The organism is Sphingomonas sp. PAMC 26605 (assembly GCF_000241485.1).
In the GTDB taxonomy this organism is placed as follows: Bacteria; Pseudomonadota; Alphaproteobacteria; order Sphingomonadales; family Sphingomonadaceae; genus Sphingomonas.
This window is the reverse complement of record NZ_JH584241.1, coordinates 2,267,936-2,286,188: the sequence shown is the minus strand read 5'-3', so window position 1 is coordinate 2,286,188 and position 18,253 is coordinate 2,267,936. Positions and strand designations below refer to the sequence as shown.

18 protein-coding genes are annotated in these 18,253 nt (G+C 68.0%); 10 read left to right on the top strand and 8 right to left on the bottom strand.

The features are described 5' to 3' along the window. Genes RH90_RS10685 through RH90_RS10675 form a run of 3 tightly spaced genes read right to left on the bottom strand, consistent with a single transcriptional unit; the run spans nt 1 to nt 2,356 of the window. On the bottom strand, nt 1-270 hold the full coding sequence (locus tag RH90_RS10685; RefSeq protein ID WP_010185619.1) for a PqqD family protein: 270 nt from the start codon (nt 268-270) through the stop codon (nt 1-3). Further along, complete coding sequence (locus tag RH90_RS10680) at nt 267-1,118, bottom strand: hypothetical protein (RefSeq protein ID WP_010185617.1); 852 nt, start codon at nt 1,116-1,118, stop codon at nt 267-269. Before RH90_RS10680 ends, RH90_RS10685 begins: the two co-directional genes overlap by 4 nt. Continuing rightward, nucleotides 1,115-2,356, bottom strand: a complete 1,242-nt coding sequence (locus RH90_RS10675) for a putative 2OG-Fe(II) oxygenase (RefSeq protein WP_010185616.1) — start codon at nt 2,354-2,356, stop codon at nt 1,115-1,117. Before RH90_RS10675 ends, RH90_RS10680 begins: the two co-directional genes overlap by 4 nt. A 21-nt stretch (nt 2,357-2,377) precedes the next feature. On the opposite strand from RH90_RS10675, the gene RH90_RS23415 reads away from it, so the two are divergent. The 3 genes from RH90_RS23415 (at nt 2,378) to RH90_RS10665 (ending at nt 4,834) form a co-directional block, all read left to right on the top strand. Next, nucleotides 2,378-2,602 (top strand): hypothetical protein, encoded by a 225-nt coding sequence (locus tag RH90_RS23415; protein WP_157134568.1) that lies wholly within the window; start codon nt 2,378-2,380, stop codon nt 2,600-2,602. 88 nt (nt 2,603-2,690) lie between these two features. Continuing rightward, nucleotides 2,691-4,442 carry an asparagine synthase-related protein gene (locus RH90_RS10670; protein WP_010185615.1) on the top strand — a complete coding sequence of 584 codons (1,752 nt, stop codon included), beginning with the start codon at nt 2,691-2,693 and terminating at the stop codon, nt 4,440-4,442. A gap of 77 nt (nt 4,443-4,519) precedes the next feature. Then, nucleotides 4,520-4,834 carry a DUF6916 family protein gene (locus tag RH90_RS10665; RefSeq protein ID WP_010185614.1) on the top strand — a complete coding sequence of 105 codons (315 nt, stop codon included), beginning with the start codon at nt 4,520-4,522 and terminating at the stop codon, nt 4,832-4,834. 42 nt (nt 4,835-4,876) lie between these two features. On the opposite strand, the gene RH90_RS10660 is transcribed toward RH90_RS10665, so the two are convergent. The 3 genes from RH90_RS10660 to RH90_RS10650 all read right to left on the bottom strand — a co-directional run bounded on the left by RH90_RS10660 (nt 4,877) and on the right by RH90_RS10650 (nt 7,504). Beyond that, nucleotides 4,877-5,464 carry a phage tail protein gene (locus RH90_RS10660; protein WP_010185613.1) on the bottom strand — a complete coding sequence of 196 codons (588 nt, stop codon included), beginning with the start codon at nt 5,462-5,464 and terminating at the stop codon, nt 4,877-4,879. 90 nt (nt 5,465-5,554) lie between these two features. After that, entirely contained in the window at nt 5,555-6,142 is a 588-nt protein-coding gene (locus tag RH90_RS10655; RefSeq protein WP_010185612.1) for a phage tail protein, read from the bottom strand. Between the two features lie 171 nt (nt 6,143-6,313). Beyond that, the gene (locus RH90_RS10650; RefSeq protein WP_010185611.1) at nt 6,314-7,504 is read right to left on the bottom strand and encodes a Nif11-like leader peptide family natural product precursor; all 1,191 of its coding nucleotides are present in this window, start codon (nt 7,502-7,504) and stop codon (nt 6,314-6,316) included. A 277-nt stretch (nt 7,505-7,781) separates the two neighbouring features. Between RH90_RS10650 and RH90_RS10645 the strand changes: the two genes are divergently transcribed. Beyond that, entirely contained in the window at nt 7,782-8,252 is a 471-nt protein-coding gene (locus tag RH90_RS10645) for a lasso peptide biosynthesis B2 protein (protein WP_010185610.1), read from the top strand. A 12-nt stretch (nt 8,253-8,264) separates the two neighbouring features. Here RH90_RS10645 and RH90_RS22080 read toward each other — a convergent pair whose 3' ends face one another. After that, a complete protein-coding gene (locus RH90_RS22080; RefSeq protein WP_010185609.1) occupies nt 8,265-9,995 on the bottom strand; it encodes an ABC transporter ATP-binding protein in 1,731 nt (576 codons plus the stop codon). A gap of 1,916 nt (nt 9,996-11,911) precedes the next feature. After that, entirely contained in the window at nt 11,912-14,821 is a 2,910-nt protein-coding gene (locus tag RH90_RS10635; RefSeq protein WP_037493339.1) for a M16 family metallopeptidase, read from the bottom strand. Nucleotides 14,822-14,928: 107 nt separating this feature from the next. Between RH90_RS10635 and RH90_RS10630 the strand changes: the two genes are divergently transcribed. From RH90_RS10630 to RH90_RS10605, 6 genes are all read left to right on the top strand, one after another. After that, nucleotides 14,929-15,501, top strand: a complete 573-nt coding sequence (locus tag RH90_RS10630) for a NifU family protein (protein WP_010185604.1) — start codon at nt 14,929-14,931, stop codon at nt 15,499-15,501. A gap of 2 nt (nt 15,502-15,503) precedes the next feature. Beyond that, nucleotides 15,504-16,091, top strand: coding sequence for a malonic semialdehyde reductase (locus RH90_RS10625; protein WP_010185603.1), 588 nt, complete (start codon nt 15,504-15,506; stop codon nt 16,089-16,091). Between the two features lie 5 nt (nt 16,092-16,096). Further along, the gene (gene tsaB / locus RH90_RS10620) at nt 16,097-16,720 is read left to right on the top strand and encodes a tRNA (adenosine(37)-N6)-threonylcarbamoyltransferase complex dimerization subunit type 1 TsaB (protein ID WP_010185599.1); all 624 of its coding nucleotides are present in this window, start codon (nt 16,097-16,099) and stop codon (nt 16,718-16,720) included. After that, nucleotides 16,717-17,190 carry a GNAT family N-acetyltransferase gene (locus RH90_RS10615; protein WP_010185598.1) on the top strand — a complete coding sequence of 158 codons (474 nt, stop codon included), beginning with the start codon at nt 16,717-16,719 and terminating at the stop codon, nt 17,188-17,190. Before tsaB ends, RH90_RS10615 begins: the two co-directional genes overlap by 4 nt. A 107-nt stretch (nt 17,191-17,297) precedes the next feature. Then, nucleotides 17,298-17,720, top strand: coding sequence for a MucR family transcriptional regulator (locus tag RH90_RS10610; RefSeq protein ID WP_029625227.1), 423 nt, complete (start codon nt 17,298-17,300; stop codon nt 17,718-17,720). A gap of 111 nt (nt 17,721-17,831) precedes the next feature. Further along, the coding region (locus RH90_RS10605) for a Fur family transcriptional regulator (protein ID WP_010185595.1) at nt 17,832-18,253 on the top strand (422 nt) is incomplete at its 3' end.

Here is an 18,253-nt window from a genome sequence, read left to right as displayed (position 1 = left end):
TCACAGCGGGGCGGCGATCTGCAGGTCGCGCATGCGTTCGAGCAGATCGCCCACCGCCGTGCGGCATTGCTCGGTCGACACCTCGAAACGCCGCAACAGGCCCTCCTCGAGGCTCTCCTGCGTCTGCGGGGTCTCGAGCGCCGCCCAGACGGCGCTCGCGGTTCGGTTCAGCGTCAGATAGGTGCCGGTCGCCAGATGGATCATGACGAAACTGTCGTCGACGGCCGTCCCGACCCAATCCGAGCTGCGCTGCCACATCGTGTCGCTCATCCGCTCCCCCTCGCGTCGCGCGTCATGCCGACGCCTTGGTCCAACAGAGCGTCCCCTTCGGCGCTCCGCCATGTAAACACCGGTGTCGATCGTGCAACCTGTGCCGCGTCGATCAGGGTCTTGGGTTCGCCCCCGATCGCGCGCGGCACACTGACGCGATGGCGGTGCCGAAGCAGCGCCGCGAGCGCCTCGACGCCAACGAGACGGCCGCCCCCGAGCGGCGCATCGTCCGCGAGAATGACGATCGCGCCGATACGGGCGGACACGCAGGCGTCGGTCGCGGGAACGCCGTGGAATCGCCGCTGTTCGGCCTCCGCATCCGCAAGATGGTAGCCCCCGGCAAGACCCGAGCCGACAGCGTCGTCCCCGGTGCAGCGCATCGCGAGGCTGTCGTCGGCGAGCAGTCGTGCGCCGCGCGCGAGAAACGCCGCGGCGAGCCACGACTTGCCGCTGCCCGACGCGCCGACGATGGCGAGCGCGCGGTTCCCCCGCGCCGGTACGATCGCTGCGGCATGCAGCATGAACTGCCCTTGCAACCACATTACCGCCGGCAATGCGGTGGCGATCAGCAACGCCTCGACCGCGTCAGGGTCCGCCCGGGGAATCGGGGTCACCGTGATCGTCCGGGCGGTACACCGGTAATGCCCGACGCCAGGCGGCGAAAAGTCGAGCGCATCGCCGACCCGCGCCCAGATCGGCACGTCGGGGCTCGCCGAATTGCCGCTTCGCGGCGCGCGCCACGTCACCGCGATCGACGGCACCGCGGCGGTGGCTTCGGGGATCGGGACGAGCCCGCGGATCGGGCGATCGCACGCGATCGGCTGACCGAAGCCGTATCCGCACGTCACCGCGCTTGGCCTGGCCAGACATCGAAGGCCACGCAAATCCGCCGCGCATCCGCGCCATGCGGAAAGGTGCGGTGGTAGGCGTGCGAGGGAAACAGCATCACCATCCCCGCCTGCGGCCGTACGATCGTCGTTCCGTATTGCGCGGCGGCTTCGGCGCCGGCCAGATCCTCCGGCAGACCGAAGGCGATGCAGCCCGCCGCGTCGCTGCCCGGGCCGACCGTCGCGGGAATCTGGACATAATAGACTCCGCTCAGCCAGCCGAACTGATGGACATGCCATGTCTCGAACCCGTCGCGGTCGGTCATCACGCACCAGCAGTGCAGCATCCCGACGCTCGGTCGCGCGCGCATCCACGCATGGTCGCGGTCGGCGATCCGCCCGACATGCGTCTCGATGATGCGGGCGATCCGGTCCAACAGCAGTCGCAGCATCGGGGTTTCGCCGAGCAGGGGCGTGTCGATCCGCCAGGTCTGTTCGGACGCGGTGCCGTATCGATCGAACCGCAGGCTTGGATGGGCAAGCAACTCGGCCGCGAGCGCTGTGTTGAACGCGGCCACGGTCGCGAAGCCGGGCGGCGGATCGATCGCTTCGGCATGATGCAGCGTATCGAAGGCGACGATCTCGCGCGCCACGGCGATCCGCCCGGCTCGGGCCTGCGCCAGCGCCTGCGCGGCGAGGAAGCGGGCATGCGACGCGCCGTCGTCGCCCAGCCCTTCGAGCGTCGCGAGCGCTTGCTCGACCCGCCCCGCCTCGAGATCGAGCGCGGCGATCCGCTTGCAGGCATCCTTGTTCGCGGGATCGCATGCCAGCGCAGCGTCGAGCAACGCCCGCGCCGCATCGGGCTGCCCGAGCCGGCGACTGGCCTTGGCCTTGTCGGCCAGCAACTGCGCGCGTGTCGCCGCGTCCGCGACCCGCGCCAACTGCCGATCGGCGATCGCGAGAACGCTGTGATTGTCGGCGGGCGTCTCGCGCGACAAATGCGCCTGGATCCGGATCAGCGACTCATCTGCGGTGAGGTCATCCACGCCGGTCAGCAGATCGATCGTCGCGTCGAAGTCGTTGTCGAGCAGCAGCGCACCCGCCAACCGGGCGCGCACCAGCGGCGAATGCGGGCGATGCCGATGCGCCGCCCAGAGAATTGCCAGCTCCTGGTGTTCGCTGAGGAACCGCGCCGGCTCGATCTCGATTCGAAACGGAGGCTGTGCTTCGGAAATATGCTGGAAGCGATCATCAGTCATCGCAACACGATAGTCGCAAGCATGCTGTTCGTCAGCATGATTACATCGTCCGGCACGCCAAATACATTCAATCGTCGTAAATCGCTTTGCAACGCCACCACGGTGAAAGTCGAGGAACAAGGTTCGTCAGGAGCGTTCTCACAAAAATGTCATAGCAACGCCGACACGACGCTCGAACCCTTCCTTCATTTACGACGCGCCGGATCAGCAGGTCTTGTCGGCAATTCGATATACGCGGCAGTGTAGCTCGGTTAGGCTTGCCGGCGCGCGGCGGGGCGATCGGTGGCCGGCGTCATCGAGCACCGACGGCGCCACGACCGGGGGACGACGGGCGATGACGGCGGCGTGCGATGGTCTTTATGCGCTGGTATCGCTCGACGGTGCCCCGCTTGCGGCGCGCGATCTGGCGGCGCTCGGGCTGACACAGGCCACCGATACCCGATATGCCCTGGCGTCTTGCGATGGCGCGAAGCGGACGGCCGTTCGCGACACCGCCCTGGTGCTGGGGCATCTCGACGCAGCCACGGAATTGGCCGCTGCGCTGGGTCTCGCAAAGCCGTCCGCCGTCCCGGCCGCGTCCGATGCCGCGCTCGTCGGCGCGGCGTTGCTGCGCTGGGGCGATGCCGCGCCGGCGCGGATCGCGGGCGAATGGGGCTATGTCGCCTGGGACGCGGCGGCGGAAGTCCTGACGCTTGCCGCCTCCGATACGCTGCGCGATCCGCTGGTGTTCGCCACGAACGGACGATGCGTCGCGGTCGCGCCGTCGATCCGCGTGCTGCGGCGGCTCGACTGGGTCGATGCCGCGCCCGACCTGCGCAGCCTCGTCCTTCACATGGGGCGCGCGCCGTTACGACGGGGGATCGGGAATGCGACGATCCTGCGCGATGTGCGACAGGTCATAGCGGGGACGCGCGTGACGATCGGACGAGACGGCGTGCGGGTCGGCGCCCGCCCGCCGCTCCCGGCGCCCGCCCACTGGTCGGGGAGCTTCGCCGACGCCATCGCGGAAATCGAGGCATTGCTCGATCGGATCGTCCAGGCGCAGCTCGCGCGTCATCCGAACGCCGCCGTGCTGCTGAGCGGCGGTCTCGATTCGTCGATCAACGCGGTGATCGCCGCGGCGGCTCTGCCGCCGGGTGGCACGCTGCTCGCGCTGACCTCGGCCGCGCCGCCCGGCAGCGGACTTGCCGACGAGGTCGCCTTCGCGCGCGCGGTGGCCGACCAGGCCGGGATTGCGTTGCGCCCGGTCGTCCCCGCGGAAGCGGCCGATGCCTATCTCCCCTCAGCTGCCAGGCTGCGTCACCTGCAGCAGCCGCTCGCCTCGCCGCGCCACTATCTGTACGATGCGCTTTACGCCGCGGCGGTGGATTCGGGCGCGTCCGGGGTCTTCGACGGCGCGCAGGGCGAATGGACCGTCACCTGCCATCCCGATGCCGGCGGCTGGCGCCCGTGGCTGCGCGATGGCCTGCATCGCGTTCCGGGCCGGGTGCGGGGACATTCCGCGCAGGACGCGACGCATGTCCGGCTCGGCCCGGCGACGCTGGCAGTGGCCGAGCGCGCGCTGACACGGGCGCTGCGCCAGCACGAGCCGCCGCCGCGGATGCGGCGGCCGAACGACCCCTGTGGCTACGCCCGGGCGATCGACACCAATCTCGACGAACCGACGCAGACCGGCATGTCCGGGTTGCGTCAGCTGCTGCCGCTGCGCGACCGCCGGCTGCTGACGCTGTTCGCCGGCATGCCCTATCGCTTCCTGACCGAAGGCGGCCTGCCGCGTGCGCCCGGCCGCGCGCTACTCGCCGGGAAAGTGCCCGAACAGGTTCGCCTCCGCCCGGCGGGACTTCCCTTTTCGCCCGATTACGATCGCCGCCTGCACCGGCAGGCAGACGATGCGCGCAACCGTCTCCCCGCGTATCGCCGCGCGGGCGTGGGCGAGCTCGTCGATCTCGTCTGGCTCGATGCTGCGCTCCGCTCCATCGCCGAGCAACCGGTGGTGCCGCTCAAACTCGCCTTCGCGGCACAGGCGACCGCGATCGCTGCGGCGTTCCTGGCGGACTGGATGACGGGCACGCCGGATGGCGCGTGACCCGCGCGGCCGAACCGCTGCCGGCGGCGGGCCGCCAACGCCCTTGAACGGGGGATCGACACTGGTAAGCTTGCGACATGCGTGACACGCCCCCGCCCCGCCCGATCGGCATCGACGAATTCCTGCCGCTGGTCGGCAAGCAGCTCAACGCCGACTGCGATCCGCGACCGGTCGCGCTCGAGCTCGTGTCGGCGACCCCGCTCGTCAATCACGCGAAGCTCGATCGGCCGCCCTTCATCCTGATCCTGCGCTCGGAACCGAGCGCCTTGCTCACCTCCGCCAGCTATGTCTTGCGCGCCAAGGGCTTCGGGCCGGATGTCGTCGATATCATCCAGATCGCCCGCCCCGCCAAGGGCGAAGCGGGCCATTATTACCAGGCCGTGTTCAACTGACATCAGGCCTCGCGCAAACCCACCGCGCGATGCTGCGGGAGATCAGTTCCGCGAGGGGAAAAGCCCTGCCAGGACGATCGAGTAATTGACCGCCAGATAGGGCTGGAGGTTGGGGTGAGGCTGGCTGCCGCCGGTCGCGGCGGTGGTACCCGCCGCCAGGTTGAGGCCGCCCAGCGCGACCGACGTTCCCGCGGTGCCAGCGGGCACGTAGATTTGCGGAAGCGAGGTACTGCCCACCACGCCGTCGACCGAGCGCGCGAGCAGCGCGCCCGCGTCGGGCGCCTGGTCGGTCGCTTTGGTCTGGACCGCCGACAGCGCGCCGGTGGGCGCGAAGCCATGGCCATGCATCGGCATCTGCTGGCTCAACAGCGTAACGCTTTCGACCCCGCCCGCCTCGCCCATGGTATAGGGCGACAGGCCGCCCCCCTGCCCCATGCCGAGCGGAACGCGGCTTTGCAGATTGGGCAGGGCGAACGTCCTTTGCCCGTCGCCACCGAAGTTTGTCCCGAGCAACGAGAACAGCGCCGCGTTTTGCGAGATCGCCATGATCGTACCGTTGCAAAGCGCCATTCCGACCGGGGCAAAGTTGAAACCGAAGGTCCGGATTTGCCCCATATAGCCGTTCGACATGATCTGCTCTCCTATGCTGCTCCGCGGCCGGGCGGCGTCTGGGTCGAGGCATGGCCGGTGCTGCCGCGGCGGGCCGGCCGGTCTTCGCGGTCAGTTGCGCGAGGGGAAGATCCCTTCCGTGACGATGCAGTAATTGATCGCGAGATACGGCTGGAGGTTGGCGTGCGGCGCACTGCCGCCAGCCGGGGCGGTGGTGCCGGCGGCCAGGTTCAGTCCACCCAAGGCAACCGTCGTCCCCGCCGTCCCCGCCGGAACATAGACTTGCGGCAGCGAGCTGCTGCCCGTCACGCCGTCGACCGAGCGCGCCAGCAGCGCGCCGGCGCTCGGCGCCTGATCGGTCGCCTTGGTCTGGACCGCGTTCAGCGTGCCGGTGGGGGTGAAGCCATGGGTGTGCGCGGGCATCTGCGTCGTCAACAGGGTAACGGTCTCCGCGCCGCCGATCTGGCCCAGGACATACGGCGACAGGCCCGGCCCCTGACCGAACCCGATCGCCACCCGGCTCTGCAAATTGGGCAGTCCGAAACTGGTCTGGCCGTCCCCCCCGTAGGTCGTGCCGATCAGCGTGAAAAGCGCGGTATATTGCTGGATACTTGCCAACTGCCCCATGCAGGGCAGCGTTCCGAGCGGCGCAAAGTTGAAAGCGACCGTCAGGAGTTCACCGATATAGTTCTCCGACATGCCCCATCCCCACCTGCTATGCAGCGATCACGTACCGAAGACATGTCGTTGCGTGCTGCGCGAATGATGGAAGCTCGGTTCTAGCGAGTCAACTCCACGTTTCGCCTATATTACATCCATCTTGGTCGTCGTTTATATTATTATACTATAGCCGATCTGTGTATTTCACGCTTATTCGCCCCGAAGGTCGTGACGCAGCGCCAGCAACGCTGCGTGCAGCGGGACGAGCGCCGCCGTGGCTGCCGCATGGACCTCGCCCGCGGCCGCCCCCCGCTTCGCAGCGGTATCGGGGGTAAAGCGTTGGCCCGGCACCTTGGCATCACGCGTCGCCGTCGCCAGCATGGCGGCGCGCAGCGACTCGTCGGGGGCGAGGCCGAAGTGCGGCGCGATGCGGTCCGTCACGGCGTTCGGCAGGTCCGCATAATCGACCAGCAGCCCGCCGCCGAGCGCCCAATGGTCGAGCGCCGCACGCCCGATCCCTCCGAGCGCAGCGCAGAGAAATTCGAGATCCTCGCGCGACGGCGCATCGGCAATGTCGAGGATCGCCCCCGGGAGGGCCCCCGCGATCAGATACGGGCTGCGCTGGCGAAGCTGCGAGACGAGCACTTCGCTCGGCGCGCGGCAGACATACGCCCAGGGCGTATCGGGAAACGCCGCGCGCAGCAGCGGCAGGACGAGCGTGTTCCACCCAGCCAGCTTGACGAACAGCCGCCGCCCTCCAATGTCGCGACCGAGCGCGGCGACGACCGCACGGATCGCGGCGATCCTGCGGTCAAGCGGCGCGTCCGAAACCGCGGCCCAGCTCAGCACCGCCTCCAGCGGCTCGGGTTCGGACAGCACGCAATGCGCCGCGTCCGTGGCGAGCATCTGCGCGATCAGCGTCGAGCCGCATCGCGTCATATGGTAGATCAACCCGGCGGGCACGGGCGGCGCCTCCGGGCTGCCCGCGATCAGCGCGGCGAGGTCGGTGCGCGTGCGGAACATCGCGCTGAACGGCCGGTCGAGGCTGCGCCGTGCCGACGCCTCGTAGAACGGCGCGGTCAGCCGGTCGTCCCCGAACCACGCCCAATCGAGCCCCGGCGCGCCCTCCGTCGGCACGCTCCACGCCGGGCGCCAGCCGCGGGCCGGCCAGCGATCGAGCACGATCGGGCTCGGCAGCCAGCGGCTCACCCCGATCGGATCGGGCCGGATCAGCGCCGCCACGCAGGCGCGATCGAGCGAAACGCCATGCTCCCCCGCCAGCGCGACCGCAGCGGCGACGAAGTCCTCGCGCGTTTCGATCGCGCCGAGCCTGGCGTGGAGCGCCGGATTGCCGAGAACCAGCCGATAGAAAGCGGTAAGCGGATCGGCTGGGGTATCCAAAGCATCCTCTCGGCTTGGCAGCGGCGACGGCCCCGCATAGGCTCACCGCCGTGGAGGGTACCGTGACCGACGTCGTCCGACAACCAGAGCCACTTCCAGGCCCCCGGATATCCCGTCGGCCGGCCGGTCCGGATGGGATCATCGGGACCGCCCCCGAAGGACGCTCGCGCGGCCGGTCGCGAAGGTCGCGCGCCCCCGCCTGCGCCCCGCGCGTCGCATGAGGACGAGCATCGGCCGCCCCGTCGCGTCGCGCGGAAGACACGCCTTCTGGCGGGGTATGCGCCGTGGCCCGCGACGCTGCGCGCTGCTGGCCGAAGCGTCGCTCGCGCTGCTCGATGCTCGGCTCCGCTGCGGGCTCTGGCCGTTCCGTCGGCTCGCGCGCCATCTCGGGGGCCTCAAGCCTGCCGCTGCCGCGCCCGGCGCCGTGCCGGTCGATCCGCCCACCGCCGAAACGATCCGGACGGTGCGCTGGGCGATCGCGGCGGCCGCCCGGCGGATGCCGTTTCGCACGGCCTGCCTGCAACAGGCGATCGCCGCGCGCGCGATGCTCCGGCGGCGCGCCATCGGCAGCGTATTGCGGCTGGGCGTCGGCGATCCGTCGGGTACGGTGCTCGAGGCGCATGCCTGGCTGGACGCGGGTGCGCTGAAGGTGACCGGCTATCCCGTCGACCCGGCCTTGGCCGAAGTCGGCTGCTTCGTCTGGGACCCACGCGACCAGCCGGAAACGTCGGAATCGCGTACCGCCTGAAGCACCGGGGCGTCAGGCGCCGGAATCGCCAACGCCCGGATCGGCCGCCGTCCGGCCGGCAAGGGTGATCACCCGCGCGCAGCCGCGCAGCGTCTCCGCGCGGTGGGCGACCACGAGGATCGTCGCCTCCGGCAGCGCGGATCGCAGATTCGCGAGCACCGCGCGCTCGGTCGCGATGTCGACCGCGTTCGTCGCCTCATCGAGGATCAGCAGCGCGGGACGGCGCAGCAGCGCGCGCGCGAGCGCGATCCGCTGGCGCTCGCCGCCCGACAGCCGCGTCCCGCGTTCCTCGACCCGCGTGTCGAGCCCCTCGGGCATCGCGGCGACCAGATCGGCCGCGCCGACCTGGGCCAGCGCGTGCCACAGGTCGGCCTCGGGCGCCGGCTCGGCGGTCCATGTGAGGTTGCGGCGGATGCTGTCGTTGACGAGGTACGAATCCTGCGCGACGTACGCCAGCCGCCGCCGCCAATCGGCAAGCGTCGCCGGCCCGAGCGGAACGTCGCCGACGCTGATCCGGCCCGTCCCCGGTTCGAGCAGCCCGGTCAGCAAATCGAGGAAGGTCGTCTTGCCGGCTCCGGAAGGACCGGTAATGCCGACCGTCGTCCCCGGTGCGATCGTGACGTCGAGCGCGCGAAACACCGGGACCGTCGCACCGGGATAGCCGAAGCTCACGCGCTCGAAGCGGATCACGCCGTAGGATGGAAGGCATGCGCCCCCTCCCCGATCGGCCTCGTCGCCAAGCGCAGGGGCCGGCGCGCCGAGATCGGCGTGGAGCGCGCGCAGCGCGGTGAAGGCGGGCAGAACGCCGAACAATTGCTGCACGCTGAGCTGAAGCGACCGCACCGGGCCACTCATCCGCAGCAGCACGACGAGCGCGGCGAGCAGCGTCACCGTCGAAGCGCCGACCAGCACCGCGCCGAAGATCATCGCCGCGCCGAGGATCGCGGCGATCGTCGCCCCGGCGATCGTCGCATGCGACTGCAGACGCTGCTGTTCGGTCTGAAGCGACCGCAATTGTGCGCTCTCGCGCGCGATCTGGCCGACAAAGGCATCGACCCGGTCATGCACCACGGCGATCTTCAGCCCGCCCAGAAATTGCGCGGCCTCGCCCGCGATGCGGAAGCCGAAGTGCGCGCTCGACGTGCCGACGATCGCGGCGCGGCGCGACAGCGGGAGCACCGCCACGACGCCGATCAGCGCGAGGCACAGCATCAACCCGGCGACGAGCGGCGACAGGACGATCATCAGCACCGCCTGCGCCGCCAGCATGATGCTCGCCATCAGGATGTACAGCATCAGCGAGCAGGCCATCGCCAGCCGACCGATCTCGCTCGACAGGATATGCCCGATCCGCGCATGTTCGAGCCGCGACAGCGCCGCCCAACGCGCGTGGGCAAGATCGGTGACGGCGATGAGCCGGCGATGATCGACATACCCCAGCGACAGATCGGAGACGCGACGATCGCGGACCGCAAGCACCACCGCCCGCACGCCGACCATTGCGCAGAACACGGCGAGCAACACCGCGAGCTGGATCAGCGGGTCGCGCGCGCCGATCCCGGTCAACAGGGTATGGACGCGCGCCTGCCACCGCCCGCCGATCTGTGGCGTCAACAGCGCGAAGATCGGAACGAGCATGGCAAGGCCCACGCCTTCGAACACGCCGCCTGCGAGCATCAGCACGATCGCCACGACGAGTTTGCGCCCACCGAACCGCGCGAAGTCCCGCACGAGCGCAGTCATGTCAGCGGATAGCGCGCTCCTGCCGACGATCGGGTGCCTAGCCATCGGCGCCACGCGATGTGCTTGAGCGTTCGAGAGGAAATCGCGTCATCGGCGGAGAATGCGGGCGTGTCCGCGCCCGCGCAAGCGGCAACCACGTCCATGGACGACCTCGCACAGGCACGGTGGCGGTCGGGTCGGCTCGCCCGCGCGCTGTGCCGCGATCGCGAGCGCTTGAAATCCGGTGGGCGCTCGGTCGCGTGCACAACCGAAGCCACATGGCGGTGCCCCAGTCGGTAGTCGCCAGCGCGGGCCGGCCACGCTCGGGAAGCGGCGATCGCACGGACAGTCGCGGGGCGCTGCCGCAGACGATTCGGTGAGCCTTCGGCTTCAGCGGCCAAGACGCGGCATCGTGCCGTCCCTCGCGCCAGGTGCCACGTGCGCGCCGCGCCCCGGTCTCGCCCGTTTCAGGCAGGCGAGACGCCCGTCGTTTCATGCTTCCGGGATCTAAAGCCCTTTGCCTACAGTCTGCTCCCATCCGCGAAGATAAAGTCGCCCGCGTTCATCACTTTTTGAATGAAGCCCGGCCCCATGTCCGCCGGAAGCGACCGGTTCGAGGGCGGGGGCAGAACGGCGGACCGTCGTCAACGGGTCGATTTCCCCCGGTCCCCTTTTTGGCCCGATAGCTGACTGGCGGCTATCAAGCGCGAAAGCGGTCGAGCCGCCTTCGACCAAAGATTGCCGTTTGAAGGCTCCGCCAACCATCCTAAAAGCGGACGCAGCTGGTTATGGAGGCTAATATGCGTTCGGGTCTCTTGCTCAGCCTAACCGCCGCGGGGTTAGTCTGCGGCTCGGCCGCTGTCGCGTTCCCGACTTTGACCAAAATCGATGGTCGTCGAGAGGTGCTTGCTGTCGCCCGGCAAAGGCTGAGCCATTCGGCTAATCAAAACGGGTCAGACGCTGTTCTGAGACTCGATCACGCTGACAAGACCAGTTTCTTTTTCGAAGCTCACGCCAGCCGTCCTTGCTTGCCCGGCCAAGCTGTTTGCTCAAGCCTGATTGGTCATTTCCGCGTTGATCGCCAGAGCCGAGCGGTGTTCGATGAGGACGTCGAACCAGAACGTCGGGTGTCTTAGTATTTCCGCCTAGCAGCGGATCTTCCGCTTCCCACCAATTTTCGCCGTTCAGTCTGGGGTATCGCGGGCCGCCTTTAAAAGGCCCCCCGGCCGTCATCCCCGCGAAGGCGGGGATCCATACTGGCTGATTGCGCAGCACAGGGCGGCCGGTGCTAATGGATTCCCGCCTGCGCGGGAATGACGGACGGGTTTCAAGACATTCCGCCTCGACCGTCGTTGCCGCAACGCCGACTGACCACCAAACTCAGACATAGCCTCGGCCGTCGCCCTGGCGGAAGCCGGGGCCTTGGGATGGGCTGGCGGGCGGCTGGACATCAAGGGGGGGCCCCGGCCTTCGCCGGGGCGACGGTTATGCGTTAGGGCCGCTCCCCACCGACTATCGCCGTTCGAGCGCCGCCAGCGCGATCGCCCTTTCTGAAAGCCGACTGCCTGCTATCGGGCCGATGGGCACGCTCAATCGAGAGCAGAACGGCAAGCGTCGAAAGGGAGCAGCACTCCCCAGCAACCGTCGCCCCGGCGGAGGCCGGGGCCTCCCTCTCCGTGTCGGGCCGCCCACCAAGCCATTAGCGGCCCCGGCTCCCGCCGGGGCGACCGGCGATGAAGGGCAGCTTCTCGTCATAGTCCTCGTGCGACATGGCTCTGTCCTACAAGACCCTCGTTATGCTATAAGGCATGACGCTCTTTGAAATCGTCGGCATTCGTGCACGTATTCGTACAGAAACGGAAACGATCGCCACTGTAAACACCACGTCCAGGGGTCAATCGAGTCAAGCCAGTTGCGACCGTTCGCAATAAGCGCCGCTATTTCTTGGCGTCACCCGCCTTCGGCACCACTTGCAGCGTCCAGTCCTTGTCGGGCCGCAGATACTTCCTTGCCGTCTCCTGCAACTGCGCCGCGGTGAGGTTCGAGATATCCGAATAGAGATGCAGCAGCGCGGTGATCCGCGCCGGATCATAGCTCGCGCCGTCGAGCTGGTTCATCCAGAACTGATTGCCGGTCGACTGGCGCTGGATCGATTGCTGCATCGGCCCGATCGTCCGCTTCAGTTCATCCGCATCGATCGGCGTCGATACCAGCTCGGCCGCGATCTCGCGCGAGAGCTTGAAGAACAACGGGATGTTCTCGGGCGCGACCTGGCCGATCGCGGCGAGCTTGCCGCCGCTCGCGAAACCGGTCGGCCAGTCGCTCGACACGTTGGGGCTGTAGCTCGCCCCCGCCTGGCTGCGCAGCCGGTCGAACAGCCGGTCGCTGAAGATCGCGGCGAGCACCTCGAGCCGCCGCGCCTCGCTCAAGCCCGCGACGCCGCCCCCGGTCGGCCAGGCGATCACCGCCGCCGCCTGGTTGGCGGGGCCGTCATGCGTCAGCGTGACCGGCGTCGTATTGTGCGCCGGGAAATGCGGCGGCGGGGTCAGCGCGGTCGCGGCGGCGCGCGGCGGCAGCGCGCCGAGCGTCTTCTGCACCGCGGCGATCGCGACCTCGGCCTTGACGTCGCCGAACACCATCACCTCGATCGGCCCGGTCTTTAGCAGCGGCTCCCACAAGGCTCGGAACGCGGCGGGCGTGGTCGCTTGGATCGCGGGGAGGCTCGGCGTGCCCCAGCGCGGATCGCCATCGCGCAGCAGGCGATCGAGATCGCGCGACAGCACACCCGTCGGGGAAGAGTTCGATCCGGCATAAGACGACACCGCCACCGCCCGCGCGCGCAGCACCGGTGCCGGATCCCACGCCGGGGCGGAGAGCGCGGCGGCGATCAGCTTCAGCTGGTCGTCGAGATCGGTCGGCGAGGTCAGCGCGTTATAGGTGAAGGCATCCTCGTCGATCCCGAAATCGAGCCCGATCCGCCGCCCCGAGGTCAGCGCGTCGAGATCGCCCTGGTTGAGCTTGCCGATCCCGCCTGCGGTGAGCGCGAGATCCGCCGCCCAGGCCGGCGTCTCCTTGTTCGACGGCAGCGCATTGTACCCGGCGCCGAAGCGCACGCGGACATAGACGCGGCTGTCCTCCGACGTCGTCGGATAGACCAGCACGCGCACGCCGTTCGACAGGTTGTATTCCTGCATCTCGAACTCCTTGATCGGCGTGTTCGAGAGGATCGTCGCGGGTGGCCCGAGCTTGGGCAGATTGGCGAAGGTGACGTTCGACTGGCGCGCACGCTTGCCCACCTTGCCCTTGACGTCGACCTTGAGCGCATTAGCGAGCGTCGTCTCGAGCCCCGGCTCGGCGGTCGGGGTCGAGATCAGCGCGCGCGTCGCGGTGCCCTCGAACAGCCGCTTGGTCGCCGCGAGGATCTTGTCGGGGGTAAAGAAGCCCTTCTTCTCGGCATCCTCGAACACGCCCTGGATCACCGCAGGCGAGGTCGTCGTCTCGCGAATGTCGAGCGCCTGGACCATGTCGTCGGCCTCTTTCGAGCCCGCCTCGGCGCGATAGGTGTCGACCTGCGTCTTGAACGACACGCGCTGCTCGGCGAGTTCGCGCTCGATCTCGGCCTTGGTCGGCGCCGAGGCCTGGGCATCGGCGATCACAGCGCGGACGTCCTTGAGCGCCGGATCCCATGCCGAGCCGACCGGCAGGATCGTCACGAAGGTCCCGTTGGCCGAGCGCGACGTGTCGTCGAGCCGCACCGCCGCCGCGATATAGCTGCCGCCCGAGCGCGCGCGCGTCTCGAGCCGCCGGTTGATCACCGCGAGCGCGATGAAATCGGCGAGGCGCTTCTGGTTGAACACGATCGTGTCGTCATTGTACTGCCACGGCCGCACGATCGCCATTTCGATCCGCGTCGGAATGCCGGGCTCGACCACCGCCTTGGTGGTGGTCTGCTTGGGGTCGGGCTTGCCGAAATCGGGATCGGCGGGATTGGGGCCGATGCCCTTCCACCCGCCGAAATTCTTCGCGACCATCGCCTCGAGCTTGGCCGGATCGAAATCGCCCGCGATCACAACGAGCGTCCGCTCGGGGCGATACCAGCGGTCGTGGAAGGTGCGGACGGTCTCGGCGGTCGCCGCCTCGAGCTCCTTGACGTGTCCAATCGGCGAGCGGTCGGCGAGCGGCTGCCCAGCGAAGAAGGTCGCGTTGAGCGCGTCGATCACGCGCACCTGCGGCCCGGGCTGCTCGCGCTGCTCGGCGAGCACCGCGGGACGCTCGGCGTTGAGCGCGGTCGGGGTGATGTTGGGGTTGGAAACCATGCCCGACAGGATCTTGAGACTCTCGTCGATCCCCGCCTCGGTCGCGCTCGGCAGATCGAGTTTGTAGACCGTCTGCGTCGGCGTTGTCTGCGCATTGGTGTCCGAGCCGAAGGTTGTCCCCATCCGCTGCCAGATCCGCTTGGCCTCGCCATCGGGGACATATTGCGAGCCGCGGAACGAGAGATGCTCGATCATATGCGCAAAGCCGCGCTCGGGATCGGTCTCGTAGAGCGACCCCGCGTCGATCCGCACGCGCATCGAGATTTGCCCGGGCGGCACGCCGTTCTTGCGCACCGCATAGCGCAGGCCGTTCTTGAGCGTCCCGAAATGCCACGCCGGATCGGGCGTGATGTCGCTGCCCTTGTAGAGCCAGGCATCGCGGCTCGCGATCGCGCTCTGCGGGTCGACCGGCGCATTAGCGGTGCGCAGCGCGGGCTGCGCGGGCGCGGTCTGCGCGACGACCTGTGGCACGGCGCCCAGGACAAGAAGGGAAGCAAAGGTGAAGCGCGTCATACGCGAGGGCGAGATCATCTGGCGTAGATAGCGGCGGAATGCCGCGACCGCCAGCACCCCAGCGTTTCCATATCGACCCCAGATCAACCCTTGCACCCGCCGCACGCGCGCGCCACATGGCACGCATGCTGATCGAGACCGAAACCACGCCCAACCCGGCGACGCTCAAATTCCTGCCCAACCGCATCGTGATGGAAGCGGGCACCCGCGACTTCGTCACGCCCGAGGAAGCCGAGGCCTCCCCGCTTGCCGACGCGTTGTTTGGGCTGGGCGATGTGACAGGCGTGTTCTTCGGACGCGACTTCGTCTCGGTCACCGCCGCGGCGGGGGTCGATTGGTCGGCGCTCAAGCCCGACGTGCTCGGCTTGCTGCTCGATCATTTCAGCGCCAACATGCCGCTGTTCATCCCCGGCAATGCCGGCGGCATCGCGGTGCCGGCCGAGGACTCGTTCGATGACGATCCCGCCGATGCCGACATCGTTTCGCAGATCAAGGATCTGATCGAGACGCGCATCCGCCCCGCAGTCGCCAACGATGGCGGCGACATCGTCTATCGCGGCTTCGACAAGGGCAAAGTGTTCCTCGCGATGCAGGGCGCGTGCGCGGGCTGCCCGTCGTCGAGCGCGACGCTTAAGAACGGCATCGAACAGTTGCTCAAATATTACGTGCCCGAAGTCACCGAAGTGCGAGCGGTCTGAGCATGTCCCCGATCGACGACGCCGCGCTCGACCAAATCTTCCGCAACGCCCGCAGCTATAACGGCTATACCGATCAGCCGGTCAGCGCCGAAGATCTGCACGCGATCTGGGACCTGATGAAATGGGGCCCGACCGCGACCAACCAGCTGCCCGCGCGCTTCGTCTGGTGCACCAGCGATGCGGCGAAAGCCAAGCTCGCCGCCTGCTGCTCGGATTCGAACGCCGACAAGGTGCGCAAGGCGCCGGTCACGGCGATCATCGCGATGGATCGCGATTTCCACCATCACCTTCCCGAGCTGTTCCCGCATGTCGATGCGCGGCCATGGTTCGCGAGCGAAGACGGCCGCGCCGAGTCTGCTTTCCGCAACTCGACGCTGCAGGGCGCCTATTTCCTGATCGCAGCGCGCGCGCTCGGTTTCGATACCGGGCCGATGTCGGGGTTTGACGGCCCCGCGGTCGATGCCGCGTTCTTCGCCGATACGCCCGGCATCACGACGAATTTCATCGCCACGCTCGGCTACGGCGACCCCGCGACGATCTTCGGCCGCCTGCCCCGCCCGGCGTTCGAAAAGTTCAACACGCTCGCCTGACGCCCTTGCCGCGCACCCTCGTCATCGAAACCGCGACCGCTGCCTGCTCGGTCGCGCTAATCGACTCCGGCACGGTCGTCGCCCGCGCGCACGAAGTCGTCGGGCGCGGCCATGCCGAGCGGCTGATCCCGATGATTGCGAGCTTGCCCGCGGGTGGCCGCGCCGCCGCGATCCTGGTCGATTGCGGCCCGGGCAGCTTCACCGGAATCCGCGTCGGAGTCGCCGCGGCGCGCGGGCTCGCGCTCGGCTGGGGCGCTTCGCTGACGGGCTATTCCTCGCTCTCTTTGCTCGCCGCCGCTGCTTTCGCCGCCGGCGCGACCGATGATCTTGCGATCATTCTCGAAGGCGGGCATGGCGAGGTCTTCATGCAAGGCTTTGCGATGCCCTTTCGCGAGACGGGTCCCTTCGTCTCGCTCCGCCCCGAGGCGGCGCTCGTCGCGCTCGACGGGCATAGCGCGATCGGCACCGGGGTGCGCTTCCTCGCCGCGCTCGATCCCAGCATAAGCGGCACCGCGAGCTTGCCGGACGCCGCCGATGCCATCTCCCTGCCGCCGCAATGGAGGCTGCTCGCGCCGACGCCGATCTACGGGCGCGCCCCCGACGCCAAACCGCTTGTCACCCCCGTATGAGCGCAACCGTCGGCATTGCGCTGCGCGGCGGCGGCGTTGCGGACCTGACGAGCGTCGACCGGATCATGCAGGCGGCGTTCGATCCCCGCTTCGGCGAAGCCTGGACGCACAATCAAGTGCTCGGCCTGATGGCGATGCCCGGGGTGTGGCTGACGATCGCCGAAGTTAATGACGAAGCCGCCGGATTCGCTTTATCGCGGCGCGTTCTCGACGAAGCCGAACTGTTGCTGCTCGCGACCACGCCGCACTTGCGCCGTCGCGGGGTCGCCGCAGCAGTATTGCGCGCGGTTCTTGCGGATGCTCGATCGCACGGCGCGAGCAGTGTCCACCTTGAGGTCCGCAGCGACAACGATGCGATTAAATTGTATCGTTCCGAAGGCTTTATGATGGTCGGGCGGCGCAGCGACTACTATCGCGGACATGGCGGACAGAGTTACGACGCGCTGACATATCGCCGAACACTGGCTTAACTCTTTTGTCATCCGCTTATTCGTGCTTGCGTCGCGAGAATGGAGCGCCGATAGGCCGCGGTGAGGCGCGATGTGGTAGCCGCCTGTGTTGGGGTGAAAGGATTATTATGGACGTAATGGACGAACTGCAGGAGACGTTGATAACGCTAACCGCCGACATCGTTGCCGCCCATGTCAGCAACAATAGCGTGGCGGTTTCGGATCTTCCGGTACTGATCGCAAACGTTCACGGTGCTCTGACGGGTCTTGGCGGCCCGGCTCCCGTCGAAACCGTCAAGCAGGAACCCGCTGTCTCGGTACGCGCCTCGATCAAGCCCGACTTCATCGTCTGCCTCGAGGATGGCAAGAAGCTCAAGATGCTCAAGCGTCATCTGATGACGCATTACCAGATGACCCCGGAGCAATATCGCGCGAAGTGGAATCTTCCCGCCGATTACCCGATGGTCGCTCCCAATTATGCCGAGCAGCGCCGCACGCTCGCCAAGAAGATCGGGCTTGGCACCAAGCGCCGCAAGGTCGCTGCACGCTAATCCAAGGACCGCCCCTCCCCTGCCGGGGAGGGGCCCGCACCGCCGGCGAACCGGCTTGTTGCGACTCACTATCCCCTTTCGCAACAAGCCTGAAGCGCCTACATCGGGCGGATGCCGCGTCATATCGATCTTGAAGCCCTCTGCGCCGAAAAGGGGCTGCGCATCACCGACCAGCGCCGCGTCATCGCGCGTGTCCTGTCCGATGCCGAAGACCATCCCGATGTCGAAAAGGTCTATGAGCGCGCGTCGGCGATCGACCCGGGCATCTCGATTGCGACCGTATACCGTACGGTGCGTCTGTTCGAGGAAGCCGGCATCCTCGACCGCCACGATTTCGGCGATGGCCGTTCGCGCTACGAGCCCGCGCCCGAGGCGCATCACGATCATCTGATCGACGTCGAGACCGGAAACGTGATCGAATTCGTCGATCCCGAACTCGAGCAGTTGCAGAAGGCGATCGCCGAACGGCTGGGCTTCCGCCTCGTCGACCACCGCATGGAACTGTACGGCGTCGTCCTTGACCGCAAGAGCTG

Bases quoted from the DNA above. Each gene is read 5' to 3' on its own strand.
- RH90_RS10685 (WP_010185619.1), bottom strand. From the start codon at position 270: ATGAGCGACACGATGTGGCAGCGCAGCTCGGATTGGGTCGGGACGGCC.
- RH90_RS10675 (WP_010185616.1), bottom strand. From the start codon at position 2,356: ATGACTGATGATCGCTTCCAGCATATTTCCGAAGCACAGCCTCCGTTT.
- RH90_RS23415 (WP_157134568.1), top strand. From the start codon at position 2,378: ATGCTGTTCGTCAGCATGATTACATCGTCCGGCACGCCAAATACATTC.
- RH90_RS10670 (WP_010185615.1), top strand. From the start codon at position 2,691: ATGACGGCGGCGTGCGATGGTCTTTATGCGCTGGTATCGCTCGACGGT.
- RH90_RS10665 (WP_010185614.1), top strand. From the start codon at position 4,520: ATGCGTGACACGCCCCCGCCCCGCCCGATCGGCATCGACGAATTCCTG.
- RH90_RS10660 (WP_010185613.1), bottom strand. From the start codon at position 5,464: ATGTCGAACGGCTATATGGGGCAAATCCGGACCTTCGGTTTCAACTTT.
- RH90_RS10655 (WP_010185612.1), bottom strand. From the start codon at position 6,142: ATGTCGGAGAACTATATCGGTGAACTCCTGACGGTCGCTTTCAACTTT.
- RH90_RS10645 (WP_010185610.1), top strand. From the start codon at position 7,782: ATGCGCCGTGGCCCGCGACGCTGCGCGCTGCTGGCCGAAGCGTCGCTC.
- RH90_RS22080 (WP_010185609.1), bottom strand. From the start codon at position 9,995: ATGACTGCGCTCGTGCGGGACTTCGCGCGGTTCGGTGGGCGCAAACTC.
- RH90_RS10635 (WP_037493339.1), bottom strand. From the start codon at position 14,821: ATGATCTCGCCCTCGCGTATGACGCGCTTCACCTTTGCTTCCCTTCTT.
- RH90_RS10630 (WP_010185604.1), top strand. From the start codon at position 14,929: ATGCTGATCGAGACCGAAACCACGCCCAACCCGGCGACGCTCAAATTC.
- RH90_RS10625 (WP_010185603.1), top strand. From the start codon at position 15,504: ATGTCCCCGATCGACGACGCCGCGCTCGACCAAATCTTCCGCAACGCC.
- RH90_RS10615 (WP_010185598.1), top strand. From the start codon at position 16,717: ATGAGCGCAACCGTCGGCATTGCGCTGCGCGGCGGCGGCGTTGCGGAC.
- RH90_RS10610 (WP_029625227.1), top strand. From the start codon at position 17,298: ATGGACGTAATGGACGAACTGCAGGAGACGTTGATAACGCTAACCGCC.